The sequence below is a fragment of the Streptomyces parvus genome (genome assembly GCF_032121415.1).
GTDB classification, from domain to species: domain Bacteria; phylum Actinomycetota; class Actinomycetes; order Streptomycetales; family Streptomycetaceae; genus Streptomyces; species Streptomyces globisporus_A.
Genome location: NZ_CP135079.1, coordinates 6,129,278 through 6,152,413, shown reverse-complemented (window position 1 = coordinate 6,152,413; position 23,136 = coordinate 6,129,278). Strand labels below are relative to the sequence as shown.

The window sequence follows — 23,136 nt, the reverse complement described above, 5'->3', positions numbered from 1 at the left end:
GGCCCCGGAGCGCCCTCTCACACACCCGTTCACCTGGAGATATCACCCTGTGCAGCCCGCCCCTGCGGGTGGCGGGCTTGGCTTTGGCCTTACGGTCGCCTTAACCTACGGTCTCGTAACCTACGAAGCCGTAGGTAATTCTCCCGTCCCCAGGAGGTCCCCGTGACGATCACCTCTCCCCACCTCGGCAGTTCGAAGGCGTGGACCGACGCCCAGCTGCTGTACGCGCTGGAAGAGGTGGTGGAGAAGGAACTCAACCGCCATCTCAAGGTCGCCAAGGACTGGATGCCGCACGAGTACGTCCCGTTCTCCGACGGCCGGAACTTCCCCGGGGTCTTCGAGGACGGCGAGGCGTGGGCGGCGGACCAGTCCAAGGTCACCGACATCGGCAAGATCGCTCTCGTGGTGAACCTCCTCACCGAGGACAACCTCCCCAGCTACCACCACGAGATCGCCTCCCTCTTCGGCCGCGACGGCGCGTGGGGCACCTGGGTGCACCGCTGGACCGCCGAGGAGGGCCGCCACGGCATCGTGATGCGCGACTATCTGCTCACCTCGCGCGCCGTGGACCCGGACAAGCTGGAGCAGTTCCGCATGGCGCACATGGCGGAGGGCTTCGAGTCGGACAACCGGCACTCGATGCTGCACTCCGTCGCGTACGTGGCCTTCCAGGAGCTGGCCACCCGCGTCTCGCACCGCAACACGGGCCACCAGTCCGGCGACCCGGTCTGCGACCGGATGCTGGCCCGGATCGCGACCGACGAGAACCTCCACATGGTCTTCTACCGCAACCTCCTGGGCGCCGCCTTCGAGCTCGCCCCGGACCTGACCATGCAGGCCGTGCGGGACGTCGTCGTCAACTTCCGGATGCCCGGACACGGCATGCCCGGCTTCGAGCGGGCCGCCGCGCAGATGGCGATCGGCGAGATCTACAACATGCGCATCCACCACGACGACGTGATCCAGCCCGTGCTGCGCTTCCTCAAGGTCATGGAGATCGACGGGCTCGGCCCGGAGGGCGCCAAGGCCCAGGAGGAGCTGGGTCTCTACATGGGCGGACTCGACAGCGAGGCGTCGAAGTTCGACGAGAAGCTCGCCGCCCGCAAGGCCCGGATGGCGGCGCGCGACCGCGCCTGATCCCACCCCGTCCCCCCCCTCCCGGGAGCTCCGGTCCGTGCCCGGGGACGGGGGCGTTCGCGCGGTACGGGGCGGTCAGCCCCGGTCGCGTCCTTCCCTGCGCAGCCGCTCGCGCTCCTTCTCCGAGAGCCCGCCCCAGACGCCGAACCGCTCGTCGTTGGCGAGTGCGTACTCCAGGCAGGCCAGCCGCCCTTCGCAGGCGTTGCAGAGCTGCTTGGCCTCGCGGGTCGAGCTGCCCGGGGCCGGGAAGAAGAACTCGGGCCCGGCCTGCGCGCACAACGCGGTCTCCTGCCAGGCGAGTGCGTCGTCGGTCACGGTGTTGATCAGCATGGAGCACACGCTGCCCGGCGGCGATAAACAACCGATCAACGATGCATCAACCCGGCGGGGGCGCCCCGCTCATCCCGCGGGGGCGTCCCGCGGGCGGCGCTCCCGCGTCACTGCCTCGGCTCGGGCTTCATGACCGCGAAGACCGCCCCGTACGGGTCGGCGACATTGGCCATCTTGCCGACGCCGGGCACCTCCATGGCGGCCAGTGTCTCCCTGCCGCCGAGCCGCTTCGCCTCGGCCACCACGGCGTCGACGTCGGCCACGGCGAAATACGGCAGCCAGTGGGCGCCGCGGGCGGCCTCGGACGGGACGTCGCCCATCCGGACCAGACCGCCGAAGGACGCGTCGGGGCCGGCGCCGGCCGGGTGGACCGTGGTGTAGGCGTAGTCGGAGCCCTCCACCTTCATCTGGTCGGTCCCCCAGCCGAAGACGCTGCCGAAGAACGCGGCCGCCGCCGGTACGTCGGGGGTGTAGAGCTCGGCCCAGAGGAACGCGTTCGGCTCCTGGATCACGCCGAAGCCGGGGTGCTCCTTCGGCTGCCACACCCCGAAGTACGCGCCGGCCGGGTCCGTGAATCCGCCCATGCGGCCGAAGTCGAGGACGTCCATCGCCCCGAACGCGGCGCTGCCGCCCGCCTCCGTGACCGCCCGGGCGGTGGCGTCGACGTCGGGCGACTGGAAGGACACCGACCAGGCGCTCGGCGCCTCCTCCTCCGAGACCGTCATCACCCCGCCGACGTAGCGACCGTCCAGGGTGAGCATCCCGTAGCCCCCGACCTCGGGGCCGCCGGGGATCAGGTCCCAGCCGAACAGGCCCCGGTAGAAGGCGGTGGCCCCGTCGAGATCAGGGGTGCCGAGATCGACCCAGTTGGGTGCTCCGTCGAGGAAGGCGGGGCTGTTCATGGCGTGCTCCTCAGTCGATCCGGGTGATCCTGCTCGTCGTGTCCTGCCGGGTGGTTCCTTCCGTTCGGAGTCTTGCACCGGGCACCGGCCACCGCAGTCCGTACGGGGCCGACCGGGGCGCGTTCCACCGGCGGTGGCCGCGTCCGCCGTGCGGCCCAGGGTAGGCAGCGCGTGGCTGCGGGGCGAAACGTTGGACCGGCGCGTCGCGCGGCGGTCGGGGCGGATCGGGCCGGGGGCCCCGGCGGGCGTGACACGATGGCGGGGAGGCAGGGAGAGCGGGGCTCCGGGGCGGGTGAGACACCCCTCGGGAACAGAAGGACGTACATGAACCGGAGCGGGGCGGCGGGCGGCTCGGCCGACGGAACACTCGCGCGCAAGGCCGCCGGGAGCCCGGTGGCCACCGGCGGCGCGGCCCGTGAGCTGCTGGCACGGGCGGAGCGGCTGCTGGAGAGCGCCCGTGCCGTGCCGGCGGACCGGGCGAACGCCGTGGCCGCCGTACGTTCCGTACTCGATCCGCTCCTCGACGCCCTGGTGGGCGGGGAGTTGGCCCACATCCCCGTCTCCCGGCTCAAGGACGTCACGGAGGGACGGCTGCGTCTCGGGGCGCTGGAGGAGGCCGGGTTCGACACGGTCGGGCAGGTCCACGGCACGGACCGCTACGCGCTGCGGCAGATCCCCGGGGTCGGGGCGCACACCGCCGACCAGGCGCTGGCCGCCGCCGGGCAGATCGCCCACGCGGTGCGCGACACCGTCTCGGTGCGGATCGACGTGGATGCCCCGGACGACACGAGCACCGCCCTGGTGATCGCCTTGCACCGGCTGGTCGTGGCCGGTGCGGACGCGGGGCGCGCGGTGGACGCGGCCCGTCGGCTGGCCGAACTGCTGGGCCCGCGGGTGGAGGCGGCCGCGCCGGGCGGGAGCCGGCTGCGGATGCTGCTCGCCGGGCGGCGGTCCCGGGCGCGGGTGCGGGAGGCGCTCGACGCGGTGCGGTCGGCCTTGGCGGACGCGGTGGAGCGGGAGCTGCCGGTGCTCTTCGCGCAGGCGTCGGCCGATCTGCTGCGCTCCCCGGCATCGCCCGCCGAGGCGTGGGTGGACTTCGAGCTGCGGTCCGCCGAGTACTACAGCCTGCTCGCCGAGCTGTCGGGCAGCGGTCCCGACCGGGATGCAGCCGAGGGGTTCCTGCCCGCCGGGATCGCGGACCGGGTGCGGGCGCTGCGGCTCGACGACACACGTCTGCGGGTGTCCCTCCGCGGCTACCAGGCGTTCGGGGCGCGCTTCGCGCTGGCGCAGAAGCGGGTGATCATCGGGGACGAGATGGGGCTCGGCAAGACCGTCCAGGCCATCGCGGCCCTCGCCCACCTCGCCGCCCGGGGCGAGACCCACTTCCTCGTGGTGTGCCCGGCGAGCGTGCTGATCAACTGGACCCGGGAGATCCGGGCCCGCTCCACCCTGCGCGCCGTGCCGGTGCACGGGGCGGAGCGCGTGGAGGCGTTCGCGGACTGGCGTGGCACGGGCGGGGTGGCGGTGACCACCTTCGACGCGCTGCATCTGCTGCCCGAGGGGGCGGTGGCCGAGCTGCGGCCCGGGATGCTGGTGGTGGACGAGGCCCACTTCGTGAAGAATCCCGAGGCCCGCCGGTCCCGGGCGGTCGCGGGGTGGGCGGAGCGGGTGGAGCGGGTGCTGTTCCTGACGGGCACCCCGATGGAGAACCGGGTGGAGGAGTTCCGCAGTCTGGTGCGCCAACTGCGCCCCGAACTCGCGCCGTCGGTGAGCACGACGCACGGCGCGGCCGGTTCGCGGGCCTTCCGCCGGGCCGTCGCCCCCACCTATCTGCGCCGCAACCAGGCGGACGTGCTGGCCGAACTCCCGGCGCTGGTCCAGGTGGACGAGTGGGAGGAGTTCGGGTCCGAGGACCGGGAGGCCTACCGTGAGGCGGTCGCCTCCGGGCGGTTCATGCGGATGCGCCGGGCCGCCTACGCCGTGCCCGGGACCTCCGCAAAGCTGGAGCGGCTGCGCGAACTCGTCGACGAAGCACGGGACAACGGCCTCAAGGTGGTCGTCTTCTCCTACTTCCGCGAGGTCCTCGCAACGGTCGGCGAAGCCCTGGGGCCGGACGCCTTCGGGCCGCTCTCCGGGAGCGTCCCGCCGGCCCGGCGGCAGGAGCTGGTGGACGCCTTCTCCTCGGTGGAGGGGCACGCGGTGCTGCTGTGCCAGATCCAGGCGGGCGGGACCGGGCTGAACATGCAGGCCGCCTCCGTGGTCATCCTGTGCGAGCCCCAGATCAAGCCCACGCTGGAGCACCAGGCCGTCGCCCGCGCGCACCGGATGGGGCAGGTGCGCACGGTCCAGGTGCACCGGCTGCTGGCCACGGACAGCGTCGACCAGCGCCTGGTGGAGCTGCTGGCCCGCAAGGACCGGCTCTTCGACGCGTACGCCCGGCGCAGCGATCTCGCGGAGACCACTCCGGACGCGGTGGACGTCTCCGATGCCGAGCTGGCCCGGCGCATCGTCGAGGAGGAGCAGCAGCGGCTGACAGGCGGCACCGGCCGGCCGTGACCCGGGCCGCCCCCTCCACGGGCCCCGTGACGGACGGGGTCAGTGCTGGTGCTCCCCCGCGCCCACGCCGGTGTCCTCCGCGGCCGCCTCGTCCGCGCTCTTCTTCCCGGCCTTGTCGCCGGTCGATTTCTCCCCGGACCTCTTCTCCGTGGATCCGGCCGTGTGGTCGTGGGGTTCGTAGCCCGGGATCGTGCCGTCCGGCTTCTTGATCAGCAGGAGTCCCGCCATACCCATGTCGGAGTGGCTCTGGACATGGCAGTGGTACATCCACGCGCCCGCGCCCACGCGTTCGCCGGCGATGAGCTGGAGGCCGAAGGAGTCGGCGGGCCCGCAGATCTTGTTGTCGATCACCCGGCTGGGGTCGTCGGGGCCGGCCAGCAGACCGGTGCGGTTGTCGGCCCAGCGGTGACCGTGGATATGGAAGGTGTGGTAGTACTCGCCGTGCGTGATCATCACGAATTCGAGCCGGTCGCCCACCGTGGCCTCGAAGTTGACGCTGTTGTGGGCCGCCTTGTTGTTGATCGTCATGTCGTTGAAGACAACCGTGCACGTCTGGTCGGGCAGGATGTCGCCCTTGCGGCGGACCACGACCGGCCCGTAGAGCCCCTTGCGGATGCCGCCGGTGCCGTGGTCCGTGCCGACGACGTGGTCGTGGTAGTGCCAGTAGCCCGCGCTGCCCGGCTCCCAGGTGCCGTCCTTGCGGCGGCCCGGGGCGTGGGTGCGCCAGGTGTAGGTCCGGGTGCCGCCGGGCTCGACGTGGCTCTTGTTCATCCGGGTGCCGTCGTTGGCGATGTCGTAGTCCACGCCGTGCACATGGAGGCTGGCGTCGACGTCGGTGAGGTTCTCGAACTCGATGTGGACCGTGTCGCCCTCGTTCAGCTCGATGAGGGGGCCGGGGATCGATGCCTTGCCCTTCTCGAAGCCGTAGCCCAGCTCACCGCCCGGCAACTTCTCGGCGTACATCTTCAGTCGGCGTGTGACGCCGCCCGCCGGGGCCGTACGCGGCGGGTTCTCGGCCGAGCTCGCCTCCACCGCCCCGAGCGACAACGATGTCACTCCCGTCGCGGCGGCCGCCGCTCCGCCGACCAGCATCCGCCGGCTGAAGGTCCTTCGGTCCATGTCGAACTCCCCACTGCGATAAGGAAACTGGCGAAGCCGCCGGTACGGAACGGTGCCCCCGGGATCCCCGGAACGGGCCACACCGTAGCCGGGGCATCTCCGTTTATCCACACTCAGGACAAAGTTCGTGCGATTGCTGCCGTAGCTATTGGCGGACCGCGAAAAGAGGTCTAGCTTCGTGCGCTGTCGCAGTGAATCAAGAGGCAGTGGGCCAAGAGACCGAAGTCACAAGGGCTCCTGACGAAGAGTGAGCAAGCCACAGTCACCGAGAGGTGCAGTGACCACAGAGGGGTGGGTGACCACATGCAGCGCGCATCACATCACCGGTCCAGATCACGACGCGGCCTCGCGGCGGCCGTGGCGGCCGGCGCACTGACCGTGTCCATGCTGGGCAGCGGAGGCCCGGCCAGCGCGGACCCGTCGCCGGACCGCGCCCTGGTCGAGAAGATGGCGACAACGTTGTCCCTGCCGTCTCCGCCGGGCGCGAAGAGCCAGGTGAAGGTGCTGGTGTTCCACGCCTCGGCGGGTGACGAGGCCCCGTACACCGACGCCGGGATCGCGGCGATCGAGAAGATCGGGCTCACCGGTCCGGAGGCCCAGCGGTTCACCACCGTGGCCACCGCCGATCCGAAGGTCTTCACCAACGGCAAGCGGCTCGGCTCCTTCCACGCCGTCGTCTTCCTGACCGGCGGGGGCGACGTCCTCGACCCGGAGCAGGAGGCGGGCCTGGAGGCGTACATGGAGGCGGGCGGCGGCTTCCTCGGCATCCATGACGCGGCGCGCACCGAGCCGTACTCCGACTGGTTCACGGGTCTGGTCGGAGCCCGCCCGGCGGCGAACAGCCCGGCGGCCGTACAGCGGGCGACCGTCGAGATCGGGGACCGGGTCCATCCCGCCACCAGGAACCTGCCGTTGGAGTGGAAGCGCCCCGACAAGTGGCTGAACTGGACGAAGAACCCGTCCGGTGACGTGCACACCGTGGCGCGCGTACGGGAGCTGACGTACAAGCCGGGCGCGAGCGCCAACGGCTGGGACCACCCGGTCTCCTGGTGCCGCGACTACGACGGCGGCCGGTCCTTCTACACGGCGATGGGCGGTACGGCGGACAGCTTCGCGGAGACCGACTTCCGCGACCATCTGCGCGGCGCGCTCTCCTGGACGAACCGGACCTCGCAGGCCGACTGCAAGGCGACGATCACCTCGAACTACACCGCCGAGCGGGTCACCCAGCCCAACCAGCCGGGCCAGAACGACCAGATCGGCGAGCCGCACGGCATGGTGACCGCGCCGGACGGGCGGGTCTTCTACATCGGGCGCGGTGGGGCCGACAGCTCCCAGCCGGTCGTCATCGACTGGAACGACCCGGACATCGGCAAGGGCAAGGGCGAGGTCCACGTCTACGACCCGAAGACCAAGAAGGTCACCCTGGCCGGTGCGCTGTCCGTCTTCGGCAACAAGGGCGGGGGCGACGAACTGGTCAAGAACGAGGAGGGGTTGCTGGGCATCGAGCTGGACCCCGACTTCGCGTCCAACGGCTGGGTCTACCTGCACTACACGCCGCACGCGAAGATCGACCGCGACAAGCGGATGGCGACCCGACAGGTATCCCGCTTCACCTTCGACTCCGCGACCAACAAGCTGCACCTGGCGTCGGAGAAGGTGCTGCTCGGCTGGCCGGTGCAGATCAACAGCTGCTGCCACGCGGGCGGCGGCATGGCGTGGGACTCGAAGGACAACCTGTACATCGCGACCGGCGACAACAACTCCTCCGGTTTCAGCGACGGTTACTCCGGAAACAACCCCCAGCCGAACTACAAGGGCGTCTCCTTCGCCGACGCCCGGCGCACCGCGGGCAACACGAACAACCTCAACGGGAAGATCCTGCGGATCCACCCCGAGGACGACGGCACGTACACCCTGCCGTCCGGCAACCTCTTCACCGGCAAGGAGCCGGACGAGGGCGGCGGCAAGACGCGCGGCGAGATCTATGTGATGGGCGTGCGCAACCCGGCCCGCATCTCGATCGACCCGTCGACGGACACGCTGTACGCGGGCTGGGTCGGCCCCGACGCGGGCTCGCCGTCCACCACCTGGGGCCCGGCGAAGTACGACACGTTCGCCGCGATCACCAAGGCGGGCAACCACGGCTGGCCGTACTGCATGGGCAACAACCAGCCCTACCGCGACCGCAATCTGCCGGACCCGACGAAGCCGCTGGGCTGGTACGACTGCAACGCGCCGAAGAACGAGTCGCCCAACAACGACGGCCTGGTCAAGCTGCCGCCGGTGACCCCGAACACCATCTGGTACTCCCCGCAGGGCGGCGGGGTCGACTACCCGCGCGACGCCAACGGCGTACCGAGCTACAAGCCGGAGGAGGGCAAGCAGCTGCTGCCCTGGCTCAAGGGCGGCGGCCAGGCCACGATGAACGGCCCGGTCTACCGGTACGACGCCCAGAGCGAGTCGACCGCCAAGTGGCCGGCCTACTGGGACGGCAAGTGGTTCGTCGGTGACTTCTACGACGCCACGCAGCCGCGGCACGCCGTGCTCACCGACCCGAAGACGGTCGGCAAGGGCGGACTGCCCACGCATGCCGAGTCGTTGAAGAAGATCATCCCGGTCGGAGCGGACGGCATCCGCAATCTGATGGACTGGAAGTTCGCGCCGGACGGTTCGCTGTACGTCCTGGACTACGGGCGCGGCTTCTTCACCTCCGACTCCAAGTCCGCGCTGTGGCGCGTGTCGTACAAGGGCGGCGGCGCGACGCCGGCCGCCGCGGATCTCGTCGGAAAGGCGGCGGCGAAGTGAGACACCATCCCTACCTCGCACGCAGGCGGCATCGGCCGCGGAGCTTCTGGGTGGCCCTGCTGGCCTCCCTGCTGATGGTCCTCGGGCTGACCTCGACGGCCGCGTACGGCAAGGGCGGCAACGGTCCCGGGGCGAGCGCCGCCGACCAGGTGCTGACCTGGACCGCGGGCGACCCGATCGACCGCTATCTGTCCGCGCCGAAGACGGCGGTGGCCGGCAAGGCGACGATCGTCTTCGAGAACAGCACGGCGACCGGCAACACGACGAGCATGCCGCACACGCTGACGTTCAGCGTGTCGGACCCGGAGTTCAACAACGACGTCCAGCTGAACATCCTGGCCAACCCGGGCGACTCCGAGGGCGGCAAGCACAGCGTGGAGGTGACGCTGTCGCCCGGCCGGTACTTCTACCACTGCACGATCCCCGGCCACGGCATGATGCAGGGCATCCTGACCGTCGCCGAGGGCGGCGGCGAGGACACCGAGGCGCCCACGACCTCGGCGAAGGTCGACGGCGACCAGAACGGCGACGGTGCGTACATCGGCCAGGCGTCCGTGACGGTCGAGGCCACCGACGCGGGCTCCGGCGTCGACACCGTCGAGTACGCGCTCGGGGCGGACGGCGAGTGGCAGCCCTACACCGCGCCCGTCGTGGTGAACGAGGTCGGCGACCACACGGTCCGCTACCGGGCCACCGACAAGGCCGGCAACGCGGCCGAGGAGAAGTCCGTGGACTTCGCGGTGGCGGCCCCGCCGACCGACGACGAGACGCCACCGGAGACCTCGGCGACCGTCTCGGGCGAGAAGGACGACGCGGGCGCGTACCTGGGCATGGCCACGGTCACCGTGACCGCGTCCGACACCGGGTCCGGCGTCAACACCATCGAGTACGCGCTCGGGGCGAACGGCGAGTGGCAGCCCTACACCGCGCCGGTGATGGTCCACGAGCTGGGCGAGCACACCGTCCGCTACCGGGCCACCGACCGGTCGGGCAACGTCGCGGACGAGAAGTCCGTCGGCTTCACCGTGGTCGAGCCGCCGTCGCAGGACCAGACGGCTCCGGAGACCTCGGTGAAGGTCGAGGGCGACAAGAACAGCGACGGCGCGTTCATCACCAGCGCCAAGGCGACCGTCTCCGCGACCGACGACGACTCGGGCGTGGACAAGGTCGAGTACAGCCTCGACGGCGGACCGTACCTCGCGTACACCACCCCGGTGATCGTCGACCGGGTGGGCCGCCACACGATCGCCCACCGGGCGACGGACAAGGCGGGCAACACCTCCGAGGCGAAGAAGGCGTCGTTCACCATCGCCCAGGGCGGCGGCGTTCCCGCGCCGAACTGCGCGGAGTTCGACGAGCGGCACACCGTCTTCGTCGGCACGATCGACACGGGCGTCCCGAACCGGATCACCCGTAACCGCTGCACGATCAACGAGCTGATCGAGGACGAGAAGGACTGGTCCTCCCACGCCCTGTTCCTCAAGCACGTGACGGCGGTCCTCGACAAGCTCAAGGCCGACGGTGTCATCGACCAGCGCGAGCGCAAGGCGATCAACCAGGCCGCCAAGCAGTCGGGCATCGGCAAGCCGGGCCAGTCCGAGGGCTACACCAAGCTCTTCGACGGCACGGCGGCCTCGCTCGCCAAGTGGGAGCACGTGGGCGGCGGCAAGTTCGAGCTGAACGAGGAGGAGGGCTCCATCACCAGCTCCACCACGGTGGACGGGATGGGCATGCTGTGGCTGCCGAACCGGGCCTACGGCGACTACTCGCTCAAGCTCCAGTGGCGCGACGACGCCCCGGGCTCGGGCAACGCCAACGGCGGAGTCTTCGTCCGCTTCCCGAAGGTCCACGACCACCCGGAGGAGTCGCGTCCGGAGTGGGTCGCCATCAAGTACGGCCATGAGATCCAGGTCAACGACCGGCCCGACGGCGACATGTACAAGACAGGTTCGGTGTACGGCTTCGACCGGGTGGGTCTCGGCGGCGCCGCGGTCACGCCCAAGGGCACCTGGAACGACTACGAGATCAAGGTCGTCGACCAGCACTACGAGATCTACCGCAACGGTGTCCTGATCAACGAGTTCGACAACACCGGCGGTCAGCTCTTCGAGCCGCCGCGGGGCGACGACCCGGGCACCGACGGCCGGCGGTTCGCCTCCGGTTACATCGGGCTCCAGGTCCACGGCGTCACCGACGTCATCTCGTACCGCGACATCCGCATCAAGGAGCTGTAAGCCGTAAGGAGAAGGTCTCAGGTGGCCGCGGCCGCATGCTCCGGCGTGCGGGCGCGGCCTCCTGGGTGTCGGTGCCGCCAGACCCAGAAGACCGTGCAGGAGACCAGCGCCCAGGCGGCGAGGACCAGATACGGGAAGACGAACTGGTGGCCCTGGTAGTAGACGGCGGTGTGCTGGGCGTTGACCGAGGCCCCCGGCGGCAGCCAGCGGCCGATGTGGCCGAGCGCGGAGGGCAGCAGCGGCCAGGAGACCGCTCCGCCGGACGAGGGGTTGCCGAGCAGCACCATGACGCCCCAGGTGGGGATCATCGCCCAGCGGCCCATCAGGGTGTTGAACATGGTGAAGACCATGCCGGAGGTGAACATGGTGAACGCCAGGATCAGCCAGGACTGGACGAACGGCAGGTCCACCGCCCCGAGCCACCAGTCCACGGCCGCCGCGATGGCGAAGCCGCCGAGCAGGGCGTAGGCGACGGTGAAGGCGATGCGCTCGGCCGGGTTGAGCCCGTGGGCGTGCACGCTGAGCTGGATCGCGCCGAGGAAGCCCATGATGACGGCGGCCAGCGAGATGTAGAACAGGGCGAGCCCGCGCGGGTCGCCCCGCTGGAGCGGTTTGACGTCCCGGACGGTGACCTCGACCCCGGTGGCGTCCCCCACCTCGATCCCCGCCTTGCCGATCAGCTCGGCCACGGAGGCGCCCGAGGCTCCGGCCACGTCGAGCGCCACCCCCTGGCCCGACGCGCGGACGATGGTGAAGACCTTCTGTTCGTCCAGGGCGCGGCGGGCGTCGGCGACGTCCGGGTAGTCGTGGAGTTCGAGCGAGGCGTCGAGGGCCTTCTCCATCCCGGCGACGAACGCCTCGCCGCTCGCCACCTCCGGCTGGGTGACCAGGGCCGCAGGGATCCGGTGCGGGGTGGGGTTCGCCATCGCGTACGTGTAGGAGCCGGCGAAGAGACCGGCCGCGGCGGCGACGATCAGGACGAGGACGGTCGCGGGGAGGAACGGGCTGTTCTTGTACGCCTCCCAGCGCTCACGGAGGGTGAGCGGCCGCCCGTGCGCGCCGTGCCTCTCACTGCTCCCGCCCTGCCCGCCGCTCCCGCTCACGCCAACTCGCCGTCGTCGTGGCGGGCGCGGCTGGGCTGGACGCGCTTGGGCTCGCCCGGCATCTTCGGATACTCCGGCGGGTAGGGCATGTCGCCGAGCCCGCGCTCCTTCTCGTCCCGGTCGGCCAGCTCCAGCAGCCCGTCGAGCCGGAACGCCTCCTGGTCCATGTCCGCGTGGACGTCGCCGAGTTCGGCGTACCGGCCCGGCATCGTGCGGATGTCGAAGTCGCGGGGTTCGGCGTCGTCGATCTCGTCCCAGCGCAGCGGTGCGGAGACCGGGGCGTGCGGGAAGGGGCGTACGGAGTAGGCGGAGGCGATGGTGCGGTCGCGGGCGGTCTGGTTGAAGTCGACGAAGATCCGCTCGCCGCGCTCCTCCTTCCACCAGGCGGTCGTCACCCGCTCGGGCATCCGCCGCTCCAGCTCACGCCCGGCGGCGATGGCGGCGCGCCGCACCTCGACGAAGGTCCAGGCGGGCTCGATGGGCACGAAGACATGCATCCCGCGCCCGCCGGAGGTCTTGGGCCGGCCGCGTACGCCGTGGTCCTCCAGGACGGAGCGCAGCTCGTGGGCGGCGGTGACGGCGTCGGCGTAGTCGGTGCCGGGCTGCGGGTCCAGGTCGATGCGCAGTTCGTCCGGGTGGTCGGTGTCCCCGGCCCGCACCGGCCAGGGGTGGAAGGTGAGGGTGCCGAGGTTGGCGGCCCAGATCACGGCGGCGAGCTCGGTCGGGCAGATCTCGTCGGCGGGACGGCCGCTGGGGAAGGCGATCCTGGCGGTGGGGATCCATTCGGGGAGGTTCTTCGGGGCGCGCTTCTGGTAGAAGAAGTCGCCCTCGACCCCGTCCACGAAGCGCTGGAGCGTGGTCGGCCGGTGGTTCAGGGCCCGCGTGATCCCCGGGCCGACGGCCAGGAAGTACTCGGCCACGTCCCTCTTGGTGTAGCCCTTCTCCGGGAAGTACACCTTGTCCGGGTTGGACAGCCTCACGGCCCGTCCGCCCGCGTCCAGCTCCACCGCTGCTCCCATGACGGTTACCGTAGGCCGGTCGCACATATGCCGCACATCGGGCGACATGGGTGGGTGCACGGTCCAGAATCGGGCCATGGACCTGCCGGTGATGCCGCCCGTGAAGCCGATGCTCGCCACGTCGGTGGCCAAGATCCCGCCGGGCATGGCGTACGAGGCGAAGTGGGACGGCTTCCGGGCCATCGTGTACCGGGACGGCGACGAGGTCGAGATCGGCAGCCGTACGGGCAAGCCGCTGACCCGCTACTTCCCCGATCTGGTCGACGCCGTGCTGGACAACCTCCCGCCGCGCTGTGTGATCGACGGGGAGATCGTCGTCGCCCACGAGGGGCGGCTCGACTTCGAGCGGCTGAGCGAGCGCATCCATCCGGCGGACTCCCGGGTGCGGATGCTCGCCGAGCAGACCCCGGCGAGCTTCATCGCCTTCGACGTCCTCGCGGTCGACGACACCTCCCTGCTGTCCACCCCGCAGGCGGACCGGCGGGAGGTGCTGAAGGCAGCGCTCTCCGGTGCGTCCGCCCCCGTGCTCCTCGCCCCGTCCACCACGGACATCGAGGTCGCGCGGGAGTGGTTCGACCGGTACGAGGGGGCCGGGCTCGACGGAATCGTCGCCAAACCGCTCGACCTCCCCTACCGACCGGACACCCGGGCGATGTACAAGATCAAGCACGAGCGGACCGCCGACGTCGTGGTGGCGGGTTACCGCGAGCACAAGAGCGGCCCGGTCGTCGGCTCGCTCCTCCTCGGCCTGTACGACACCGACGGCGCGCTCCAGCACGTCGGGGTCTGTGCGGCCTTCCCCATGAAGCGGCGCGCCGAGCTGGTCGAGGAACTCTCCCCGCTGCGCTGCGGGTACGCCGAGCATCCATGGGGCGCCTGGGCGGACGCGGCGGCGCACGAGCAGTCCCGGCTGCCGGGAACCCAGAACCGCTGGACGGGCAGGAAGGACCAGTCCTGGGTTCCGCTGCGCCCGGAGCGGGTCTGCGAGGTGGCCTACGACCACATGGAGGGCGACCGGTTCCGGCACACCACCCAGTTCCGTCGGTGGCGGCCGGACCGGTCACCCGCGAGCTGTACGTACGCGCAGCTGGAGGAGGTCGTCTCCTACGACCTGTCCGAGGTGCTGGCGGGCGGCTGAGCCGGTGGCGGCCGGCATGGACCGCGGGCTTGAGGGCACGTGTCGGTGCGGGAGAGGGCCCACCCCGCGGCGGGGTGGGCCCTCTCCCGCACCGGTGGACGACGAGACGAGCGGGGAGACCAGGGCGATGGCCGAAGGACCGGGCACCGAACCGGCGGAGCTGCTGAAGGGGCTGACCGTGGACGGCAGCCGCCCCGAGCAGCCCGTCCTGCTGGACGACCGGGGCCGCCCGATCGAGACGTGGCGGGAGAACTACCCGTACGACCGACGGGTGCGGCGCAGGGAGTACGAGCGGGTCAAGCGCGTCCTCCAGATCGAACTGCTCAAGCTCCAGCGCTGGGTCCGCGAGAGCGGGCAGCGTCTGGTGGTCCTGTGCGAGGGCCGTGACGCGGCGGGCAAGGGAGGGACCATCCAGCGCTTCACCGAGCGGCTGAACCCGCGTGGTGCGCGCGTGGTCGCCCTGGAGAAGCCCACCGAGCGCGAGAGCGGCCAGTGGTACTTCCAGCGCTACGTGGCCCAGCTCCCGACGGCCGGGGAGATCGTCTTCTTCGACCGCTCCTGGTACAACCGGGCCGGTGTGGAGCGGGTGATGGACTTCTGCACCACGGAGCAGTACGAGCACTTCCTGCGGCAGGCCCCGCAGTTCGAGCGGATGCTCGTCGAGGACGGTGTGCTGCTGGTGAAGTTCTGGTTCTCCGTCTCGCGCAGCGAGCAGCGGACCCGGTTCGCGATCCGGCAGGTCGATCCGGTCCGCCAGTGGAAGCTGTCGCCGACGGACCTGGCATCGCTGGACCTGTGGGACGAGTACACGGCCGCGAAGGTCGAGATGTTCCGGGCCACGGACACCGAGTACGCGCCGTGGACCGTGGTGAAGAGCAACGACAAGAAGCGCGGCCGGCTGGAGGCGATGCGCAGCCTTCTGTGGCGGTTCGACTACGAGAGCAAGGACGAAACCGCCGTCGGGCACCCGGATCCGCTGATCGTCGGGCCGGCGGACACCCTGCTGGAGCCGGGCGAGGAGCGGGCGGACCTCTCCCCCACGCCCCTGGCCGGCCGTGCGGAGGGGCCGGGCAACCATCCCGGGCAGAGCTGAGCCGAGCCCTTTCCGTCACGGAGCCAGGAAGGGGCCTCTTCCACCCGTCGGTGGAAGAGGCCCCTTCTCGGCGACCGGAGACGTTCCCAGCAGCCGGGGACCGGAATTCCTTCGGGGAACACCTGCCGTGTTCCGGAAGCCGTCGTGGCCCTGTTCCGAGGGCCGGCCCCGGGGAGCACCGGCCCTCGGCCTCAGGCCGCGGTCCCTTCGCCCGGCTCGCAGGGGTCGCCGGGTTCCTCCTGGACGCCTGACGTGCCCTCGTTCGGAGCGGATTGCGATGGGGAGGGGGACGGGGAGCCGCCCGGGCCGGGGCAGCCCGGGCCGGTCTCGCCGGGATCGGGCGGTGTGGTGGGCCCGGTCGGGTCGGGGGTGGGGCCCGGATCGGTCGGATCGGGGCTGGGACCCGGGCCGGTCGGGTCGGGGCCGGGACCCGGGCCGGGGCCGGTGGGTCCGGGGCCCGGGTCCGTCGGGTCCGGGCTGGGGCCCGGGGTGCCGGGGCCCGTCGGGCGGGGGGTGGGGGTCGGGCTCGGCGGCCTGGTCGGCTGCGGGCCGACGACGACGCCTCCGCCGTCCTTGCCGGGGCGCTCCGGCGCGCCGGGACCGCCGATCGGCGCCTTGGGCCGGGTCTTCCCGCCGGGGCCGGGGCTGATCGGGAGGACGCCCTCGCCGTCGGCGACCGGGTGGCTGCCCTTGCGGTAGAACTCCAACCAGGACAGCACCGTCCGCAGATAGGTGTCGGAGCGGTTGTAGCCGAGGATCGCCCGGTCCAGGTCGGCGCGGCGGGTCAGATCGCGCGGCCCGGCACAGAGGTAGTGCCCGGCGGCGAGCGCGGCGTCGTAGATGTTGTTCGGGTCCTCGCGGCCGTCGCCGTTGCCGTCCGCACCCCAGGCCGCCCAGGTGGACGGGATGAACTGAAGGGGCCCGACGGCCCGGTCGTAGGTGCGGTCGCCGTCGTACGCCCCGCCGTCGGTGTCCCGGATCAGGGCGAAGCCGTTGCCGTCGAGCGCGGGGCCGAGGATCGGGGTGAGGGTCGTCCCCCGCGCGTCGACCCGCCCGCCGGACGCCTGGCCGGACTCGACCTTGCCGATCGCCGCGAGCAGCTGCCACGGCAGCCCGCACCCCGGGTCGCTGCGGCCCACCGCGCTCTCGGCCTTCCGGTATGCGGCCAGCACGGTGGCCGGGATGCCCGCCTCGGACCAGGCACGGGCCACGAGGGGGTCGGGCCTCTTCCCGGGCTTCAGGAGCGCGGGCGGCTTCGGGGACCGCAGCGGCGGTAACTCGGTGTGGTAGATGTCGTCGCCCGGCACCTCGGTCCACCGCACGTCGTCGGAGGCCGCCGCCTTCTCCTTCCGGGTCTCGGGCAGGGCGAACCCCGGGGCCTGGGACGCGGTGAGCGCGGTCATCGCGGCGATGGCGGTGGCCGTGGTGCCGAGCCGGCGGCGCACCGTGCGGTTGAAGCTCATGCGGATTCCCTTCGCTCAGCGCGTGAACGTGTCGATGGCGGCGATCAGCCAGGTGTCCCCGCGGCGGACGGCGTCCACGGCGAACATGGCCGCCGCGTACGTCGTCTCCTCGTCCTTGCCCGTACGGGTGTTGCTCTGGTCGGCGAAGATCAGCAGGCGGGCGCGGTCGCCGTCGAGGAATTCGACGCCGCTCTCGGTGACGGTGGTGGTCAGGACGAGCTTCTGCTCCGGGGCCTGCTCCCGTACGTCGGCGAGCATGTCCTTGTGCTGCTGGACGGCCCGGCCGGTCAGATAGGTGCCGGCCGCGCGGTCGGACCGGGCGGGCGAGGCGTAGTCGTACGAGAACACCGCGCCGACCGCCTCGCTGATCCGGCCCTTCACCTCGCTGGTGCGGCCGATGTCGGTGAGCGCGGCGTTCTGCCGGGCGGGCTCGTCGCGGAGACTGCTCGCCGAGGCGAACGCCCAGACGGCGGCGGCACCGAGGAGCACGGTGAGCGCGCAGAGCACGGCGGGCAGCGTGCTGCGCAGGCGGGAGACCCGGGCGCGGTGAGCGTTGTCCGCGTGGCCCTCTTCAGAGGTGTCGGGAGCGGTGTCGCCGAGGGTGTCCGACTGGGCTTCGACGGCGTCGGGGGCGGTGGCGGGCTCCGGGGCGGAGCTTGCCGCCGGATCCGGTTCGCGGTCGGCTTCGGGCTGTCCGACGGCCGGTTCCGTCTCGGCTCCCGCCGTGCGCGAGGGTGTCGTGGCCAGCCGGCGGCGGCGGTTGACGAGGTGACGGGTCGTCGACATGGGTGGGTCCTCTCCGGGGCGTGCGGGGTGGGGGTGCGGCGCGGAGGTCAGCCGGCCGTGGCGCCGACGGGCGCCTGGCCCAGTGCGCTGAGCTTCCACCCCCCGGCGGTCCGGGTGAGAGTGCCGAGCAACCGGCTCTCCTTCACCGCCGGTTCACCCTCGGGCGCGGTCACGGTGACCCGCAGTGCGACCATCACCCCGGCCCGGCCCGCCCGTTGGTCCAGCTCGGTCACCGCGCCGGAGAGGACCTTCGCCGTGCTCACCGTCTTCGCCTCGGCGATCTGCCGGGCGAACTCATCCCGCCCGTCGACGAGCTGGCGGTGGAGGTCGCCGGTGGTGGACTGCTCCCAGCTGTCGAGCCCCTGCTCCAGCGCCTTGTGGTCCAGGGTGTTCATGTTCTGCACCGCCTGCTCCCCCGCCGCCAGCGCGTCGTCCCGCGCCTGCGCGAAGGAGGCCGTGTCGTCGTGCGATGCCTCGTAGCGCTGCCAGCCGCCCCAGCCCGCGGCTCCGGCCGCGCAGACCACCAGGGCCAGGGCGGCGAGCAGGACCGGATTCTTCGCACCCGAGCGCGAAGCCCGGGGGGTGTCCGTGGTCCCGGGCGTCTCGGTCGCCCCGGTGGTCTCCGTGGTCTCGGTGTTCGCTGTCGCCGTCCGCCGCCGTGCCATGCGCTGCCTCTCCCCTGCCTGCCGAACCGGACCCGTGCGCCATCGCCTGCGGGCCGCCGTCATGTGGAGCCGATCTCGACGATCCACCAGCGTCCGTCGCGCAGTTCGGCGGTCACCGTGAGCTGCGCCGAGGCGGTGGTGGGGGCGCGGCCCCGGCGTTCGTAGACCTGGTCGAGGAAGACCAGGAGGTGTGCGCTGTCGCCGGTCAGCCGGGTCACACCGGCCCGGACGACCTCGGTGGTGAGCGTCAGCCTCTGGTCGGCGGACTGCCGCTCGACCTGGCCGAACAGCGTCGCGTACTGCTGGAGCGCCTTGCCCGCCAGGACCTCTTTCGCTGCCGCCCTGGTGGTCGCGGTGGCCCCGGGACCGTACGAGAAGGCCTTGCTGAGCGCGCTGCTGACATCGCCGGTGACGCGGGTGGTCGCCGCCGCGTCGGTGAGCGCCAGGTTCGCCGTGGCCGGGGTGTCGCGCAGCTGGCGTCCTTCGGCGTACAGGGCGCCGCCCGTGGCGATCAGAACGACCGTCAGCAGGGCGCCGAGGAGACGCGGCCACCGGCGGCGGGGCACGTCCGTGCCGTCTTCCGGGTCCGGTCCCCGCGTTTCGGCCTCCTCGGCCCCGGGGCCGGGGTCGAGGGCAGCATCGCTGTTCACCGTCGCCGTTCCTCCGCTCGCTCTCATCGGCCGCCGCCCGTCCCGATCGCCGTGAGCGCCTTGACCTTCCAGCCGTCGGCCGTACGGGCGAGGGTCGCTCCGAACCGTTTGCGCTGGGTGCCGGCCGCGCCGGAACGCGGGGTGACCTCGACGTCCACGGTGGCGATCAGCTCCGCCGTACCGGTGCGTTCGTCCAGGGTGGTGAGCGCCGCCGACGTGACCTTGCCCCGGGCCGTGTCGCCCGCCGCCGTGAGGGACTTCGCATCGGCCTTCCGGGTCCGCTCCAGCTCGTCGTGGAGCGGACCGGTGGAGGAGTCCAGCCAGGCCCGCAGCCCGGCCTCGACCCGCTGCGCGTTCTCGCCGTCCAGGCTGTTCAGCGTCGCGAGATGCCGTTCGCCCTCGGTGAGAGCCGTGTCACGGGCCTTCGCGTAGGACAGGGAGCGGTCGCCGCGCGCCTGCCCGTACGACCACGCCCCCAGGCCGCAGACCAGGGCGGCGACGAGGAGGACCGCCCAGCCGCCCAGGTGCCGGGTGCGCGGGGTCATGAGCCGCCTCCCAGGCCCAGCAGCCCGGCCATGCCTTCGGCCGGCGGCTGTGCGGTCGCGGCCGCGCCGTCCACGGCTCCGGGCAGCTTCATCGAGCCCGGGACGGCCGGTTTCGGCACCGGGCCGCCCTTGGGGGCGTTGGCGCTGCCCCGGACGTTGATGCCGGTGCCGGGCGAGGACGCGCAGCGGGCGGCGGTGTTCACCGCGGGCCCGGCCGAGGTGTCGAGCCCGTTGCGGTAGACCGTCCCGCCGTAGCCGGCGGTGCAGGGCAGCGGTTCGAAGAAGGTGACGGACATCCCGAACCGGGCGCCGTCGTCGTCGACCGCGCTCGCCCCGGCGGCGGCGACGGCGGGGAGTTTCACGAGGAGTTCCTCCAGGCCGCGTTGGCGGGTGACGGCCACGTCCGATGTGGTGAGGAGGTTGGCGACGACGACGCCGAAGGCCGGGTCCACGTCGCGCAGCAGTCCGCTGATCTGGACGGCGGCGTCCGGGGTGGTCGCGATGAGGCGTCGCAGGTCGGCGTCGGAGCCCTTGAGTTCGGCGGCCAGTTCCCTGGCTCCCTCGGCGAAGCCCTTGAGCGCCTTGCCCTGTTCGGCCTGGGTGCGCAGGACCTGCTCGCCGTCGGCCATCAGCCGGGTCGTGACCGGCAGGGCCTTGTCCGCGGCCTCGACGAAGTCGCCGCTGGTGTCCAGCAGGACCTGGAGGTCGTCGCCGCGCCCTTCGAAGGCGGCCCCGAACTCCTCGACGACGGTCCGCAGGCTCTCCAGGTTCACCGAGCTCGCCAGGTCGTCGACGCTGGTGAGCACGTCGGTGGGGGGCGCGGGAATGGTGGTGTCGGCTTCGTCGATGACCGAGCCGTTGCCCAGGAAGGGCCCCTCCGTGCGGGTGGGCCGCAGGTCGACGTACTGCTCGCCGACCGCCGAGAGGTTCGCGACGACGGCCGTGAGACTGTCGGGGATCCGCGGAGCGTCCTTCTCGATCCGCAGCTCGGCCTCGACGCCGTCCTCGGTCAGCTCGATGGGGCCGACGCGGCCCACGGAGACGCCCCGGTAGGTGACGTTGGAGTGGGTGTAGAGGCCGCCCGTCTGCGGGAGCTGGACCGTGACGGTGTAGTAGCTGCGCAGTCCGACGTAGTGGCCGAGATCGGCGTAGCGGACGCCCAGGTAGCCGAGGACGAGGACGGCGATGACGAGGAAGGCGAGGTTCTTCAGCCGGACGGCGAGGGTGATCACGGTGTCGCCTCCTTCGTGGTCTTCGGCGTGCCCGACACGGCGGGCAGCGGGAGCGGGAGCGGCAGCGCGCCCCGGGTCGACGCGGCCGGCTCCTCTCCCTCGGCCGGGGGCTGCGGAATCCCCGGGGGGTCCGGGGTGAGGGCCGGGATGATCTGCGTGCCGGGCATGGCCGTCACGTCCAGGTAGACGTTGAGGTAGTCGCCCTTGACGCCCCGCAGCACCTCGTCCGTGAAGGGGTAGGTCAGCAGGACCTGGAGCGAGTTCGGGAGGTCCTGGCCGGAGTCGGCGAGCGCCTTGAGGGTCGGGGCGAGCGCCTTGAGGTCGGCGATCATGTCGGCCTTGCTCCGGTTGATGGTGTCGACGGCGACCGTGGACAGGGTGTCGAGGGAGCGCAGCATGGTGAGCAGGGAGCCGCGCTGCTTCTCCAGGACCTTGAGTCCGGGGCTGAGCCCGGTGAGGACGGTGCCGACGTCCTGGTCGCGGGTGGCGAGGGTGGTGGCGAGCCGGTTGACCCCGTCGAGGGCCTGGGTGATGTCGCCCTTGTTCTCGTCCAGGTTGGCCACGAGGGTGTCGACCCGGTTGAGCACGGAGCGGATCTGCGGTTCCTGCCCGGCGAGCGCTTTGTTCAGCTCGGTGGTGATGGTCTTGAGCTGGTTGACGCCGCCCCCGTTGAGGAGCATGGACAGGGCTCCGAAGACCTCTTCGACCTCGGGGTTCCTGTTGGTGCGGGAGACGGGGATACGGCCGCCGCTCGCGAGCGACCCGTGTGCGGTGCCCTCGGGGGGCGGGGCGAGCTGGATGAACTTCTCGCCGAGCAGGCTGGACTGTTCGAGCCGGGCGTAGGCGTTGGCGGGAAGCTTGACCTTGCCGTTGACCTGCATGGTGACCCGGGCCCGCCAGCCGTCCGGGGCGAGCGCGATCTTCGTGACCCGCCCCACGGAGACGTCGTTGACCTTGACCGAGGACTGCGGGGCGAGGCTGAGGACGTCGCCGAACTCGGCGGTGACTTCGTACGGCCGGTCGCCGAGGTCCGCGCCGCCGGGCAGCGGGATCTGCTCGATGCCGGTGAAGGAGGGGGCGTCGGGGCGGACCACGACCAGGGCGATCAGCGCGCCGGTGGCGAGCAGGGCGACCGCGCCGACGGCCGCCCGTGCGGCGGGTCTGCGCCGGATCTCGTCGTTCATCGCTCGGCCCCCTTCTCCTGGTCCGTCCCGCCGGACGTGCCTGCCTTTCCGGCCTGGCGCGGCTTGCCGGGTTGCTTCGCGGGGGTGCCGTAGACCGTGCCGACCTCGGGCAGCGGCAGGACGGGCAGCGCCTTGCGGCGGATGGCGTCGACGGGGGCGAGGCCGGTGAGCCGGCTCACCGCGGCGGCGGCTCCGGGCTCCACGAGCGGTCCGCCCATGGACAGTTCGTTGAGGTTGGTCCGCCCGTTGAGGGTGCGGTGGGCCGGGTCGTAGGCGTTGAGGACGTTGCCCGCGGCGAGCGGCAGGGTGTCCATCGCCTCGGCGAGCGAGGCGCGCTGGTCGACGAGGGCCTGGGTGATCGGCACCAGGGCCTCGACGTTCTTCTTGAGCGAGCCGCGGTTCTTGGCGATGAAGGTCTTGACCTGGCCGAGGGCGGTGCCGAGTTCCCTGAGGGCGGCGCTGAGGTTCTTCTTGTCGTCGGCGAGGAAGGTGGTGACCGTGTTCAGCTGCTGCTCGGCGCTGCGGACGTTGCCGTCGTTCTTCTTGAGCATCGTGGTGAAGCTCTGGAGGTACGTCAGGGTGTCGAACAGGTCTCCGCTGCTCTTGTCGAGCGTCTTGGTGGCCTTGCCGAACTGCTCGATGGAGTCCCCGATGGCCTTGCCGTTGCCGTCGAGGTTCTTCGCCCCGGTGTCCAGGAGCCGGGCGAACGCCCCGTTCGCGTTGGCCCCGTTGGGGCCGAGCGCGGTGGACAGCTCGGTGATGGAGGCGTACAGCTCGTCGACCTCGACGGGGGTGGCGTTGCGGGCGGCGGGCAGCACCGCGTCGTCGGCGAGCCGGGGGCCGCCGTCGTAGGCCGGGGCGAGCTGGATGTAGCGGTCGGCGACGAGGCTGGGGGCGACGACGACGGCGTGGGCGTCCCGGGGGACGTCGACGCCCTGGTCGAGGCGCAGCACGACCTTCACCTCCTTGCCGCGCGGCTCGACGGAGTCGACGGCGCCGACCTTCACGCCGAGGATCCGCAGGTCGGATCCGGGGTAGACGCCGGTGGCGCGGTCGAAGTAGGCGGTGACGGTGGTCTTCCCGTCCTCCTCCAGGGCGCTCAGGCCGGTGGCGGCCACGACGGCGACGACGGCGAGGCCGGCGCCGATGCCGGTGATGCGGGTGCGTCTCAT

The 23,136-nt window shown here is 71.7% G+C and carries 19 protein-coding genes; 6 read left to right on the top strand and 13 right to left on the bottom strand.

Annotation, left to right across the window (positions count from 1 at the left end; genetic code table 11):
* Positions 1–162: 162 nt before the first annotated feature.
* A complete protein-coding gene (locus RNL97_RS28630; protein WP_030582503.1) occupies positions 163–1,137 on the top strand; it encodes an acyl-ACP desaturase in 975 nt (324 codons plus the stop codon).
* Positions 1,138–1,212: 75 nt separating this feature from the next.
* Here RNL97_RS28630 and RNL97_RS28625 read toward each other — a convergent pair whose 3' ends face one another.
* Positions 1,213–1,467, bottom strand: a complete 255-nt coding sequence (locus RNL97_RS28625) for a WhiB family transcriptional regulator (protein ID WP_006128884.1) — start codon at positions 1,465–1,467, stop codon at positions 1,213–1,215.
* A 107-nt stretch (positions 1,468–1,574) separates the two neighbouring features.
* Entirely contained in the window at positions 1,575–2,369 is a 795-nt protein-coding gene (locus tag RNL97_RS28620; RefSeq protein WP_243315849.1) for a VOC family protein, read from the bottom strand.
* 324 nt (positions 2,370–2,693) lie between these two features.
* Between RNL97_RS28620 and RNL97_RS28615 the strand changes: the two genes are divergently transcribed.
* On the top strand, positions 2,694–4,925 hold the full coding sequence (locus tag RNL97_RS28615; RefSeq protein WP_243315847.1) for a DEAD/DEAH box helicase: 2,232 nt from the start codon (positions 2,694–2,696) through the stop codon (positions 4,923–4,925).
* Between the two features lie 39 nt (positions 4,926–4,964).
* Here the strand turns inward: RNL97_RS28615 and RNL97_RS28610 are convergent, their stop codons facing one another.
* A complete protein-coding gene (locus RNL97_RS28610; RefSeq protein WP_030582512.1) occupies positions 4,965–6,044 on the bottom strand; it encodes a multicopper oxidase domain-containing protein in 1,080 nt (359 codons plus the stop codon).
* A 303-nt stretch (positions 6,045–6,347) separates the two neighbouring features.
* Here RNL97_RS28610 and RNL97_RS28605 point away from each other — a divergent pair, with 303 nt between their 5' ends.
* Positions 6,348–8,852, top strand: a complete 2,505-nt coding sequence (locus tag RNL97_RS28605; RefSeq protein WP_313751363.1) for a ThuA domain-containing protein — start codon at positions 6,348–6,350, stop codon at positions 8,850–8,852.
* Entirely contained in the window at positions 8,849–11,086 is a 2,238-nt protein-coding gene (locus RNL97_RS28600; protein ID WP_030582518.1) for an OmpL47-type beta-barrel domain-containing protein, read from the top strand. The genes RNL97_RS28605 and RNL97_RS28600 overlap by 4 nt, the downstream gene beginning before the upstream one ends.
* A gap of 17 nt (positions 11,087–11,103) precedes the next feature.
* Here RNL97_RS28600 and RNL97_RS28595 read toward each other — a convergent pair whose 3' ends face one another.
* Both RNL97_RS28595 and ligD read right to left on the bottom strand, forming a co-directional pair.
* Positions 11,104–12,189 carry an ABC-2 transporter permease gene (locus RNL97_RS28595; RefSeq protein WP_313751362.1) on the bottom strand — a complete coding sequence of 362 codons (1,086 nt, stop codon included), beginning with the start codon at positions 12,187–12,189 and terminating at the stop codon, positions 11,104–11,106.
* Positions 12,186–13,208, bottom strand: a complete 1,023-nt coding sequence (ligD, locus tag RNL97_RS28590; RefSeq protein WP_234313396.1) for a non-homologous end-joining DNA ligase — start codon at positions 13,206–13,208, stop codon at positions 12,186–12,188. The genes RNL97_RS28595 and ligD overlap by 4 nt, the downstream gene beginning before the upstream one ends.
* A 76-nt stretch (positions 13,209–13,284) precedes the next feature.
* Here ligD and RNL97_RS28585 point away from each other — a divergent pair, with 76 nt between their 5' ends.
* Positions 13,285–14,346, top strand: a complete 1,062-nt coding sequence (locus RNL97_RS28585; protein WP_313751361.1) for an ATP-dependent DNA ligase — start codon at positions 13,285–13,287, stop codon at positions 14,344–14,346.
* 127 nt (positions 14,347–14,473) lie between these two features.
* On the top strand, positions 14,474–15,439 hold the full coding sequence (gene ppk2, locus RNL97_RS28580; RefSeq protein ID WP_032765493.1) for a polyphosphate kinase 2: 966 nt from the start codon (positions 14,474–14,476) through the stop codon (positions 15,437–15,439).
* Between the two features lie 191 nt (positions 15,440–15,630).
* Here the strand turns inward: ppk2 and RNL97_RS28575 are convergent, their stop codons facing one another.
* From RNL97_RS28575 to RNL97_RS28540, 8 genes are all read right to left on the bottom strand, one after another.
* Positions 15,631–16,902, bottom strand: a complete 1,272-nt coding sequence (locus RNL97_RS28575) for a lytic transglycosylase domain-containing protein (RefSeq protein WP_313751360.1) — start codon at positions 16,900–16,902, stop codon at positions 15,631–15,633.
* Between the two features lie 15 nt (positions 16,903–16,917).
* Positions 16,918–17,688, bottom strand: coding sequence for a hypothetical protein (locus RNL97_RS28570; protein WP_030582535.1), 771 nt, complete (start codon positions 17,686–17,688; stop codon positions 16,918–16,920).
* A gap of 47 nt (positions 17,689–17,735) precedes the next feature.
* Positions 17,736–18,233, bottom strand: a complete 498-nt coding sequence (locus RNL97_RS28565) for a nuclear transport factor 2 family protein (protein ID WP_313751678.1) — start codon at positions 18,231–18,233, stop codon at positions 17,736–17,738.
* A gap of 179 nt (positions 18,234–18,412) precedes the next feature.
* The gene (locus RNL97_RS28560; protein ID WP_030582540.1) at positions 18,413–19,003 is read right to left on the bottom strand and encodes a hypothetical protein; all 591 of its coding nucleotides are present in this window, start codon (positions 19,001–19,003) and stop codon (positions 18,413–18,415) included.
* A gap of 23 nt (positions 19,004–19,026) precedes the next feature.
* On the bottom strand, positions 19,027–19,548 hold the full coding sequence (locus RNL97_RS28555; RefSeq protein WP_030582543.1) for a hypothetical protein: 522 nt from the start codon (positions 19,546–19,548) through the stop codon (positions 19,027–19,029).
* The gene (locus RNL97_RS28550) at positions 19,545–20,780 is read right to left on the bottom strand and encodes an MCE family protein (RefSeq protein ID WP_030582546.1); all 1,236 of its coding nucleotides are present in this window, start codon (positions 20,778–20,780) and stop codon (positions 19,545–19,547) included. The genes RNL97_RS28555 and RNL97_RS28550 overlap by 4 nt, the downstream gene beginning before the upstream one ends.
* On the bottom strand, positions 20,777–21,964 hold the full coding sequence (locus tag RNL97_RS28545) for an MCE family protein (RefSeq protein ID WP_030582549.1): 1,188 nt from the start codon (positions 21,962–21,964) through the stop codon (positions 20,777–20,779). The genes RNL97_RS28550 and RNL97_RS28545 overlap by 4 nt, the downstream gene beginning before the upstream one ends.
* Entirely contained in the window at positions 21,961–23,136 is a 1,176-nt protein-coding gene (locus RNL97_RS28540) for an MCE family protein (RefSeq protein WP_030582552.1), read from the bottom strand. The genes RNL97_RS28545 and RNL97_RS28540 overlap by 4 nt, the downstream gene beginning before the upstream one ends.

Bases quoted from the DNA above. Each gene is read 5' to 3' on its own strand.
- RNL97_RS28585 (WP_313751361.1), top strand. From the start codon at position 13,285: ATGGACCTGCCGGTGATGCCGCCCGTGAAGCCGATGCTCGCCACGTCG.
- RNL97_RS28545 (WP_030582549.1), bottom strand. From the start codon at position 21,964: ATGAACGACGAGATCCGGCGCAGACCCGCCGCACGGGCGGCCGTCGGC.
- RNL97_RS28575 (WP_313751360.1), bottom strand. From the start codon at position 16,902: ATGAGCTTCAACCGCACGGTGCGCCGCCGGCTCGGCACCACGGCCACC.
- ligD (WP_234313396.1), bottom strand. From the start codon at position 13,208: ATGGGAGCAGCGGTGGAGCTGGACGCGGGCGGACGGGCCGTGAGGCTG.
- RNL97_RS28555 (WP_030582543.1), bottom strand. From the start codon at position 19,548: ATGACCCCGCGCACCCGGCACCTGGGCGGCTGGGCGGTCCTCCTCGTC.
- RNL97_RS28540 (WP_030582552.1), bottom strand. From the start codon at position 23,136: ATGAGACGCACCCGCATCACCGGCATCGGCGCCGGCCTCGCCGTCGTC.
- RNL97_RS28605 (WP_313751363.1), top strand. From the start codon at position 6,348: ATGCAGCGCGCATCACATCACCGGTCCAGATCACGACGCGGCCTCGCG.
- ppk2 (WP_032765493.1), top strand. From the start codon at position 14,474: ATGGCCGAAGGACCGGGCACCGAACCGGCGGAGCTGCTGAAGGGGCTG.
- RNL97_RS28570 (WP_030582535.1), bottom strand. From the start codon at position 17,688: ATGTCGACGACCCGTCACCTCGTCAACCGCCGCCGCCGGCTGGCCACG.
- RNL97_RS28620 (WP_243315849.1), bottom strand. From the start codon at position 2,369: ATGAACAGCCCCGCCTTCCTCGACGGAGCACCCAACTGGGTCGATCTC.
- RNL97_RS28610 (WP_030582512.1), bottom strand. From the start codon at position 6,044: ATGGACCGAAGGACCTTCAGCCGGCGGATGCTGGTCGGCGGAGCGGCG.
- RNL97_RS28615 (WP_243315847.1), top strand. From the start codon at position 2,694: ATGAACCGGAGCGGGGCGGCGGGCGGCTCGGCCGACGGAACACTCGCG.
- RNL97_RS28625 (WP_006128884.1), bottom strand. From the start codon at position 1,467: ATGCTGATCAACACCGTGACCGACGACGCACTCGCCTGGCAGGAGACC.